Raw genomic sequence first — 3,796 nt, 5'->3', positions numbered from 1 at the left:
CCCCCCCCTGCGCGCCGGGAACGGGACCGGCGGGAGCCTCCGCCACGTCGACGCGCGGAACGGGTGCCCCGCAGGCGGACCGTGGCGCGGCGTTCCTCCGTCCGGCCCCGAGGGCCGCGCCTCGTCCGTGCCCAGCGGCCCGAGGACCGGAGCGGGGCGGGAGCGCGGCGCTCGGGCAGCAGAGGGGCGCGCCGGGGGCCAGGGGGAGGCAGGAACGGAGTCCCGGGCCACTGAGGACCGCGAATCCTGGGACGGGCGGTGGTCCAGCCGGCGGCGGGCCGCCCCGGCCCGGACGATCACCCGCCGTCGAGGTCGCGCGTGCCAGGACCGGTCGGGCCCGCGCTCGGCGTCAGGGACGCAGCCGGTCGGCGCGGACCACTCCTGACGCCGGCCCGGCCGCCCGGGGTGGTGTCGGTGAGGCACGCGCGGCCGGCACGCCGGGGGAGCGGACACGGTCCCCTCCCGACCGCGGGGCGGGACCGGCCGGGCGTCAGGTCACCTCGGTCCACACCGGCGGTCGGCACCCCGCGCGAGCGGTCCGCTCACCGCCCGTCGAACCGCTCCGGGTGCAGCCAACCGGCCAGTTCCTCCAGGCCGTCCAGGGCATGTGCGATACCGGAAGCGAAGGCGGAGGCGGCGGGGAGGAGGAGCACCCGGTCCTCCCTGATCGCGGGCAGATCGGCGACGGCGGGGTGGGCGAGCAGGCTGTCGAAGGACTCGCGACCCGCGCCGGTCACGTCCACCAGCACGACCGCGTCGGGCGCCGCGCCGACGACGACCTCCGGGTCGACCGGACCGGTGCGCCGCACGCCGGCCCGTTCGGCGGCCGAGGCGCCACCCGCGAGCTCGACCAGGCCGGTGGTGAAGGAGTCCGGGCCGAGGGCGAACGGGACGCCGGCCTGGTTGCTCAGGGCGAGCACGGCGGGCCGGTCGACACCGTCGACGGCCTCCCGGAGCGCCTCGCGCCGGGCGGCCATGTCCGCCACGAGGCTCTCGGCGCGGTCCTCCACGCCGAGGGCCTCGCCCAGCAGCGACAGGTTCCCCGCGACCTCGTCGAGGTCGTTCCAGTGCTCCAGCACGAGAACGGGGACGCCCGTCTCCTCGAGCAGGGACAGCGCGTCCTGCTCGCCGTCGTGGCGGGGGGTGACCAGGACCAGGTCCGGGTTCAGGGACAGCACCAGCTCCGGGTCCGGGTTGTTGCCCGGCGGCAGGTGTTCCGACACCGCCACCGCCTCCTCGACGTGGTTGCCCAGGTGGGCGCCGGTCACGCTCGCCGGCACCGCCACCAGGCGCTCCGCCCCCACCAGCGCCAGCGCGGCCTCGGCGGCATCCGGCGACAGCGCGGCGATCCGGCTCGGTTCCGCGGGGATCGTGACCTGCTCTCCCTGGTCACCGCCCCCGACCGTGCGCGGGTAGGAGGCGGCGGCGCCGGACGGTGCCGAGGACGCCGCGGGCGCGGGTTCGTCGGCGGTGCTCGCGCAGCCGGCGAGCAGCACCACCGCCAGCGAGACGGTGCCGAGGAGCGGGCCTCGGCGTACCGGATTGGTCATCGGGTGTCTCCTGATCCTTCGTCGATGTCCAGGGGGACCACGCGCGGGCTCCGGGTGTCGGGGTCGTGGCGAACCACCACCCGCACCCCGTAGGCGACCGCGATGTTCTCCCTCGTGAGCGTCCGTTCCGGCGGGCCGTCGGCGAGCAGCCCGCCCCGGTGGAGCAGCGCCACCCGGTCGCAGAACCGGGCCGCCTGGTTGAGGTCGTGCAGCACGGCGACGACGGCGGTTCCGCGTCCGGCCAGTGTGCGCAGCAGGCGCAGCACGTGGAGCTGGTGGCGGAGGTCGAGGGCGGCGACCGGCTCGTCGAGCAGCAGCACCCGGGGCTGTTGCGCGAGTGCCTTCGCGATGTGCACGAGCTGCCGTTCGCCGCCGGAGAGCGTCGTCACCTCCTGGTCGGACCAGCGGTCCGCTCCGGCGTCGCGCAACGCCTGGTCGGCTATCCGCTCGTCCTCGGGGCCCACCGGGGAGAACCGCCGCAGGTGGGGATGTCTGCCCAGGAGAACGACCTGCCGGGAGGTGAACTCGAAGTCCAACGCGGTGTCCTGGGGCACGTGGGCCAGGCTGCGCGCCAGCACCCGCGGACGCAGGGACCGCGTCGACACCCCGTCGAGCCGCACCTCCCCGCGTTCCGGCCGTCGCAGGCCCGCGAGGACGGAGAGCAGCGTGCTCTTGCCGGCACCGTTGGGGCCGACCAACGCCAACACCTCGCCGGCCCGCACGGGCACCGTGACGTCGACGAGCACGGGACGACCGTCGATGACCACGCTCACCTCCTCCGCGACCAGCGGGAGGTCAGTGGACCCGGGGGTGGGCGGACGGCGCGTCACCGCGCACCTCGCCGTCCCCGCCGGAGGACCAGCAGGAGGAACACGGGCGCGCCGATCAACGCGGTCAGCGTCCCCGTCTGGAGCACCACCGGGCTGAGCAGCATCCGGGCACCGAGATCGGCGAGGACGAGGAAGGACCCACCGAACAGGGCGGCGGCCGGGAGCAGCAGCCGGTGATCGGGTCCGATCACCAACCGGACGACGTGCGGCACGACAAGGCCGACGAAGCCGATCGCGCCCGCCACCGCCACCGCGCTCCCCGTGATCACCGCCGCCAGGGTCAGCAGGAGGCGGCGGGTCCGCAGGACGTCCACCCCGGCGGACTGGGCGGCGCTCTCGCCGAGGAGCAGCATGTTGAGGTCGCGGGAGAGCAGCAGCACACCGACCACGCCGACGCAGACCGGTGGGAGCGCCATCGCCACGTGCTCCCAGGTGCGTGCCACCAGGTCACCGTTGAGCCAGAAGACGATGCCCCGCACGTTCCGGTCATCCGGCACGTTCGCCAGCACCGCGCTGATGACCGCACCCAGCAGCGCGTTGAGCGCGATCCCGATGAGCAGGAGGGTCGAGGCCGACCGGTCCCGCCGCGCGACGGCGACCAGGTGCACGATGACCAGCGCCGCCAGCGCGCCCAGGAAGGCCGCGGCCGGCAACACCCAGCGGCCCAGCGCCGTCGCCCCTGTGGCCAGGACGAGCACGGAGGCCGCCGCAGCGCCGCTGGAGACCCCGGTGACGCCCGGGTCGGCGAGCGGGTTGCGGAACAGCGCCTGCATGACGGTTCCGGCCACGGCCAGGGCCGCCCCGACCACCAGGGCCACCAACACCCGGGGCAGGCGGATGGTCTCCACGACCAACTCGTACTGGCCGCCGCCCGAGGCCACGAGGCCCAGCCGGTGCAGCAGCACCCGCACGGTGTCCAGCGGGGGGACCGGGATCGGGCCGAGCGACACGGCCGCGACCACCACGACCACGAGCAGGACCGCCAGTCCGGTCAGGACGAGGGCGGCGCGCGGGGAACCGCGCCGCGCGCGCCGAACCGGGGGCGCGGCAGCGGACGTCTTCACAGGGCTCACCTAGCGGGCCGAACCGGCCCAGAAGAAATGAAAATCGTTGTCGACCCTGATCGTATGTGGTCGACGGCGCGCACTGTCAACGGAACGTGAGCCGCGCCGCAGGTCACGCGCGGTCCGATCGCCCCCTTCGGCGGTACCGGCACCCCGTTCGGCGGCTGGGCGTCGCGCTCCGCGACCGAACGACTCCTCCGGCGGGAGATGCCACGGAGCCGGCAGCCCTCCGAACGGGTATTCCGCCTGTGGTCGCGGCGATGCGCGCCGGCCGACCGGACCCGGCGTTCCGCACCGACCGTCCACCCCGGCGGGCCGTCGTCGAGCGACGAGCCCAGCGCGCGGCGGCGGG

General features: G+C 75.5%; 3 protein-coding genes. All 3 read right to left on the bottom strand.

Translation table 11 applies throughout. From position 1 onward, the window contains the following. Positions 1–542: 542 nt before the first annotated feature. From ACTIDRAF_RS0222900 to ACTIDRAF_RS0222890, 3 genes are read right to left on the bottom strand one after another with little or no spacing between them, the layout of a single operon-like run. Positions 543–1,550, bottom strand: a complete 1,008-nt coding sequence (locus tag ACTIDRAF_RS0222900; RefSeq protein WP_016701039.1) for an ABC transporter substrate-binding protein — start codon at positions 1,548–1,550, stop codon at positions 543–545. Further along, positions 1,547–2,380 (bottom strand): heme ABC transporter ATP-binding protein, encoded by an 834-nt coding sequence (locus tag ACTIDRAF_RS0222895; RefSeq protein ID WP_016701038.1) that lies wholly within the window; start codon positions 2,378–2,380, stop codon positions 1,547–1,549. The genes ACTIDRAF_RS0222900 and ACTIDRAF_RS0222895 overlap by 4 nt, the downstream gene beginning before the upstream one ends. Continuing rightward, on the bottom strand, positions 2,377–3,444 hold the full coding sequence (locus ACTIDRAF_RS0222890) for a FecCD family ABC transporter permease (protein WP_016701037.1): 1,068 nt from the start codon (positions 3,442–3,444) through the stop codon (positions 2,377–2,379). The genes ACTIDRAF_RS0222895 and ACTIDRAF_RS0222890 overlap by 4 nt, the downstream gene beginning before the upstream one ends. Between the last annotated feature and the right edge of the window lie 352 nt (positions 3,445–3,796).

It is taken from the genome of Actinoalloteichus spitiensis RMV-1378 (assembly GCF_000239155.1).
GTDB lineage: Bacteria > Actinomycetota > Actinomycetes > Mycobacteriales > Pseudonocardiaceae > Actinoalloteichus_B > Actinoalloteichus_B spitiensis.
The sequence above is the reverse complement of the archived record's forward strand: the minus strand, read 5'-3'. Positions and strand labels throughout refer to the sequence as shown.

Excerpts from the sequence above, each read along its gene's own strand:
- ACTIDRAF_RS0222900 (WP_016701039.1), bottom strand. The coding sequence starts at position 1,550 with ATGACCAATCCGGTACGCCGAGGCCCGCTCCTCGGCACCGTCTCGCTG.